At 70.7% G+C, this 5,350-nt stretch carries 7 protein-coding genes; 2 read left to right on the top strand and 5 right to left on the bottom strand.

Features of this window, described 5'->3' with window-relative positions:
- Window positions 1-18 precede the first annotated feature (18 nt).
- From E1295_RS51655 to E1295_RS46805, 3 genes are all read right to left on the bottom strand, one after another.
- Window positions 19-474 carry a GNAT family N-acetyltransferase gene (locus tag E1295_RS51655; RefSeq protein ID WP_484214010.1) on the bottom strand — a complete coding sequence of 152 codons (456 nt, stop codon included), beginning with the start codon at window positions 472-474 and terminating at the stop codon, window positions 19-21.
- Complete coding sequence (locus tag E1295_RS51650; RefSeq protein ID WP_246081238.1) at window positions 390-938, bottom strand: hypothetical protein; 549 nt, start codon at window positions 936-938, stop codon at window positions 390-392. The genes E1295_RS51655 and E1295_RS51650 overlap by 85 nt, the downstream gene beginning before the upstream one ends.
- A gap of 110 nt (window positions 939-1,048) precedes the next feature.
- Window positions 1,049-2,629, bottom strand: coding sequence for an MDR family MFS transporter (locus E1295_RS46805; protein WP_246081237.1), 1,581 nt, complete (start codon window positions 2,627-2,629; stop codon window positions 1,049-1,051).
- A 98-nt stretch (window positions 2,630-2,727) separates the two neighbouring features.
- Here E1295_RS46805 and E1295_RS52135 point away from each other — a divergent pair, with 98 nt between their 5' ends.
- Complete coding sequence (locus E1295_RS52135; protein ID WP_132641665.1) at window positions 2,728-3,273, top strand: TetR/AcrR family transcriptional regulator; 546 nt, start codon at window positions 2,728-2,730, stop codon at window positions 3,271-3,273.
- A gap of 88 nt (window positions 3,274-3,361) precedes the next feature.
- Window positions 3,362-3,793 (top strand): ATP-binding protein, encoded by a 432-nt coding sequence (locus E1295_RS46795; protein WP_132641663.1) that lies wholly within the window; start codon window positions 3,362-3,364, stop codon window positions 3,791-3,793.
- Here E1295_RS46795 and E1295_RS46790 read toward each other — a convergent pair.
- Together E1295_RS46790 and E1295_RS46785 are read right to left on the bottom strand one after the other, a co-directional pair.
- On the bottom strand, window positions 3,790-4,134 hold the full coding sequence (locus E1295_RS46790; protein WP_132641661.1) for a hypothetical protein: 345 nt from the start codon (window positions 4,132-4,134) through the stop codon (window positions 3,790-3,792). The two genes, E1295_RS46795 and E1295_RS46790, sit on opposite strands and share 4 nt — an antisense overlap.
- A gap of 58 nt (window positions 4,135-4,192) precedes the next feature.
- A complete protein-coding gene (locus tag E1295_RS46785) occupies window positions 4,193-5,191 on the bottom strand; it encodes a Ppx/GppA family phosphatase (RefSeq protein WP_132641659.1) in 999 nt (332 codons plus the stop codon).
- Between the last annotated feature and the right edge of the window lie 159 nt (window positions 5,192-5,350).

Here is a 5,350-nt window from a genome sequence, read left to right as displayed (position 1 = left end):
ACATCTGGCACCGCCGCCTCACCCCGCCCGTGACGAGAGGCGGCGGTGCCAGATGTCGATGACCATGACAGGGCGCATGCCCGCCGACTCGTACAGCCCGAGCGCGGGCGTGGTGTTGTTGCTGTCGACGTGCAGGATCGTGCCCTTGCGGCCGCGGGCGGCGTCGGCGGCGAAGGCGTGGCGCAGCAGGAACCGGCCCAGCCCCTGCCCCCGGAACTCCGGCAACACCGCGAGCGTGGCCACGTAGCCGCAGCCCTGGTCGGGCACGAACTGGTTGGTGCCGATCACCACCCCCGCCGCCCGCCCGTCGATCGTGGCGAGCGCGAGCTGACCCCAGTCGTTGGCGGTCTGCGCCTGCCTGCGTTCGTACCACAGGTCGTAGCCGATCTTCACGAACCCGAAGTGCTCGGTGAAGGCCTCCTGGTGCACGCGGTGCGCCTCGCGGCGGACGTCGTCGCGTGTGCCGGAGCCCAGCGTGAGCCGGCCGGCGGGACCGGCGGCTCGACGGGGCCGTCGTGGTCGATGCGCAGGCGGTGGAAGCTCGTGCCGGGCCGGAAGCCCAGTTTCCCGGCCATGGCGCGCTTGACGTGGTCGGCGCGGTGGACCCCGAGGTGGAGCGTCGCGCCGTCGTGGCCGCGCTCGGCGGCCAGCTCGCGGGCCCGGCCGAGGACGGCCTGCCAGAGCTCCTCCGCCAGGACCTCGGCGCCGGGACGGATGATCACGTCGACGTCCACGAGGTCGCTGTCGCCGTTGGCGCACGCCCAGGCGGAGGCGAGCAGCCTGCCGCCGGCGTCCTGCGCCAGCCAGCCGTCCTTGTCGCGGTCGTAGCCGGGCTCGACGAGCTCGTCGGCGACGTCCTCAGGCGTCATGTCCGGCGCCCCGATCACCGCGGTCTCGTAGGCGGAGATGAGTTCGTACATGGCCGCGGCGTCATCCACGCGTGGACGGCGGAGGCTGTGCATGGGGCAATTGTCGGCGAATCACCTCCCCAGCGCCTCTCATTTTCCGGCCGGCCACGCTCGCGGGTCCTGCGGCACCCGCGTTCAGGTCACGTGGCGGCCGGGGCGACGGGCTCCTCGTCGGAGGCGGCGGCCTGCGCGGGTGCGGCCCCGCGCAGCGGGATCTCCTGGATGAACGCCGCCAGCATCGGCACGGCCACGGCGAACGCGATGGCCCACCAGAAGATGCCGGAGATGGAGGCCGCCAGCGACTCCAGCAGCCCGGTGCGGACCTGGGCGGGCATCGCGGCGACCGTGCCGGGGTCCATCCGGGCGCCGGTCCTCGCCATGCGCTCGGCCGCCTGCGGCCCGAACCTGCCGGTCAGCTCGGACAGGAAGGCGCTGTTGAAGATCGCTCCGAACAGCGAGACGCCGAAGGAGCCGCCGATCGACCGGAAGAACGTGGTAGCGCTGCTGGAGACGCCGAGGTCCTTCTGCTCGACGCTGTTCTGGGCGATGAGCATCGTGGTCTGCATGAGGAAGCCCATGCCGAGGCCGAGCACCGCGATGTAGACGCCGGTCAGCCAGGACGGCGTGGTGACGTCCATGGTGGACAGCAGCCACATGCCGACGGCCATGCCGGCGCCGCCGATCACCGGGTAGATCTTGTACTTGCCCGTCGCGGTGATGGCCTTGCCCACGAACAGCGACACCACCATGGAGGCACCCATCATCGGCAGCAGCAGCAGGCCGGAGTTGGTGGCGGTGGCGCCCTGCACCATCTGCTGGAAGAGCGGCAGGAAGTTGATCGCACCGAACATGGCGAAGCCGAGCAGGAAGCCGATGGCCGAGATCAGGGTGAAGTTGCGGATGCGGAAGAGCTGCAGCGGCATGATCGGCTCGACCGCCCGCCGTTCGACCAGGACGAACGCGGCCAGCGTGACCACGGCCAGCGCGGCCAGGGCGAGGATCTGCCAGGAGTCCCACGCGTACTCGTTGCCGCCCCAGGTGGTGATGAGCACCATCGCGGTGATGCTGACCGACAGCAGGATCGCGCCCGCCCAGTCGATGCGCACCTGAGTCTTCTCCACCTTGGGCAGGTGCAGCCTGAGCACCAGCAGGACCAGCGCGACCGCGCCGATCGGCAGGTTCACGTAGAAGGCCCAGCGCCAGTCGAGGTGGTCGGTGATGAAGCCGCCGACCAGCGGGCCCGCGATCATCGCCAGCGACATGACGCCGGCCATGATGCCCTGGTACTGGCCGCGCTCGCGGGGCGGCACGAGGTCACCGATGATCGCCATGACGTTCACGATCAGGCCGCCGGCGCCCAGGCCCTGGATCGCGCGGAACGCGATGAGCTCGGCCATGCCGTCGTCCGGCCCGCCGAGCAGTTCGGACCCGGCCATGCCGCAGAGCACCGAACCGACCATGAAGACGACGATCGAGACGATGAAGATGGTCTTGCGGCCGTACAGGTCGCCGATCTTGCCCCAGATCGGGGTCGACACGGTGGTGCCCAGCACGTACGCCGTGACCACCCAGGACAGGTGGGCCAGCCCGCCCAGCTCTCCCACGATGCGCGGCATGGCCGTGCCCACGATCATGTTGTCGAGCATGGCCAGCATCATCGCCAGCATCAGCCCCGGCAGGACGATCATCACCTCGCGGCGTCGTCCGACTGCCTCCGCCACCTCTTACCCCCTGAGCACCCACTCCTTACTTGCCGACCGGCAAGCGTAGAATAAGCTAGATACTTACTTGTCGGCCGTCAAGTCGAAATAGGTGCGAAGTGCGGGAAGACACGCGAACCCGGATCCAGGAGATCGCGCTCAGGCTCTTCACCGAGCAGGGCTACGAGGCGACCTCCCTGCGGGAGATCGCCGAGGAGCTCGGGGTGACCAAGGCCGCGCTCTACTACCACTTCAAGACCAAGGACGACATCGTGGCGAGCCTGGTCGATCTGCGGCTCGCCGACATCGAGGAGCTGCTGGCGTGGGCGCGCAGCCGGCCCAAGACCCCGCAGATGCGCCGGGAACTGGTCGAGCGCTACGCCGACCACCTGCGGCGCACCCGGCACCTGGGCGTGGCGAGGTTCCTTGAGCGCAACCAGACGGCGCTGCGCGACCACCCGACGCTCATCAAGCTGCGTGAGCGGATGATGGAGCTGACGCACGAGATGAGCGGGCCCGAGGCGACGCCCGTCGAGCGCATCAGCCACTCGCTGGCGCTGTTCGGGCTGCACGCGGGCAAGTGGCTGGCCCTGGAGGGCGAGTTGTCAGAGGAGGAGATTCACAAGGCCACGATCGAGGTGGCCATGCGGCTCATCGAGCCCTGATCACCCCGGCTCATCACGCCTGAAGGGACGATTGGGGCGCGGGATCAGGGGCAGGGGGACGGCACGCATCGACAAGGGAGGAGGCGCGGTGGAGACCACGATAGCGCTTCGGTTGCCCCGCGATGCGGCGAGCGTCCCGCTGATCAGGGAGATGCTGGACGGCACGCTGCGCTCGCTCGGCGTCGATCCGCAGGTCCGCGACGACATCGAGCTCATGCTCACCGAGGCGTGCTCCAACGTGATCAAACACGCGGCGCCCAGCGACGACTACCGTGTCTACGCCATCGTCGACGACGAGCGGTGTGTCATCCAGGTGGTCGACCACGGTGGCGGCTTCGACCCGCACAAGATCGTCGACCACGGCCCCGGCTCCGAGCACGGACGCGGGCTGCAGATCATGCGGGCACTCGCCGACGACATCCGCTTCACCAACAAGGGCCAGGACGGCGCCATGGTGTGCCTGGAGAAGCGCCTGCGCTACGCGCCGGGCGCGGCCGGCTCACACCTCATGACCACCTAGATCTTGCTGTGCCGCTCTGACGGTCTGTGGTCGCGCAGGCGTACGCGGTGCAGATGACCGCGCTCGGCGGGGCGCACGCCGAGGCGGAACCGGCGGCGCACCCGGGGCGTGCCCCCGCGCAGCTCGGCCCGCCGCCGCGCCGGCACGGCGCTGCCGCTCAGCTTCAGCTCCAGCCCTCTGTCCCCGCGGCCCAGCCGTCTCCACACCCCGCGCCAGTTCATCATCACGGCGGCCATCATCACGAACGTGACCATGGCGACCGCCGCGACAAGCAGCACGGCCATGACGATGAGGAGGACGACGACCGTCAGGGAGCCGATCGCGCCGAGCACTTCCACCATTCGGCAGAAGATGCCCGCCTACCAGCGGTTCATGCCAGATCTTCGGGATAGAACGCTCTTACCCGGCCCTCTTCATGCGTCCCTCGCGCCCGGCCTCTTCGCCCGCCAAGGCGTGCGCCTGGTCGAGGCGGCCGGGCAGGAGGTCGAGGCGGCGCAGGATGACGCCCTCGCGCAGCGCCCACGGGCACACCTCGAGCCGCTCCACCTCGAACAGGTCCATGGCCGCGTCGGCGACCAGCGCGCCCGCCGCCAGCTGCGCCGCCCGGCCCTCGGACACGCCGGACAGCCGGGCCCGCTCGGCGGCCTCCATCGTGGTGAGCCTGGCCGCCCAGGCGGCCATGTCCTCGCGTGACAACGAGCGCGCGACGTAGGGGCCCTCGCTGGAGGGCGCCGCGCCGGCGATCCTGGCGAGCTGCTTGAAGGTCTTGGAGGTGGCCACCGCACGGTCGGCCGTGCCGTAACGCACGATGTCGCCGACGGTGCGGGCGATCTCGGCGCGTACGTGCCTGCGCAGCTCGCGCACCTCGCCGGCGGAGGGCGGGTCACCGGTGAACCAGTCGCGCGTCAGCCGCCCCGCGCCCAGCGGCAGCGACACGGCCACGTCGGGCTCCTCGTCGACGCCGGCGGCGATCTCCAGCGAGCCGCCCCCTATGTCGAAGGCCAGCAGCCGCCCCGACGACCACCCGAACCACCGCCGCACGGCGAGGAACGTCAGCCTGGCCTCGTCGCGCCCGGACAGCACGGTGATGTCCACGCCGCAGCGCCGGTCGATCCCGGCGAGCACCTCCTCGCCGTTGGCGGCCTCGCGCACGGCGGAGGTGGCGAAGGCCACGAGATCCTCGACGCCCTTGTCCTCGGCGAGGGCGACGGCCTCCTCGACGAAGGCGCCCAGCCGCTCGATGCCCTGGCCGGCCAGCCGGTTGTCGTCCCCGAGATGCTCGGACAGGCGCAGCTCGGCCTTGTGGGAGTAGGCGGGCATGGGCCGGGCGCCGCGATGGGCGTCGACGACCAGTAAGTGGACCGTGTTCGAGCCGATGTCCAGCACGCCGAGTCGCATGGCGAAAACGCTACCGTCCTGCGGCTTCGGCGACGACACGCAGCCCGGCGCCGACACGCGTGGAAAGGGGCGGGCGGCCGGCGCCGGACGGTCCCTCGGGACGGAGCCGCCCGGTCGCGGACAGGGCGCGGAGGCGACACGGAGGCGGCCGGGCGGCTC

The organism is Nonomuraea mesophila (genome assembly GCF_004352805.1).
Classification (GTDB): domain Bacteria; phylum Actinomycetota; class Actinomycetes; order Streptosporangiales; family Streptosporangiaceae; genus Nonomuraea; species Nonomuraea longispora.
The sequence above is the reverse complement of the archived record's forward strand: the minus strand, read 5'-3'. Positions and strand labels throughout refer to the sequence as shown.

Coding starts and splice junctions, on each gene's coding strand:
- E1295_RS46785 (WP_132641659.1), bottom strand. CDS start 5,191: ATGCGACTCGGCGTGCTGGACATCGGCTCGAACACGGTCCACTTACTG.
- E1295_RS46790 (WP_132641661.1), bottom strand. CDS start 4,134: ATGGTGGAAGTGCTCGGCGCGATCGGCTCCCTGACGGTCGTCGTCCTC.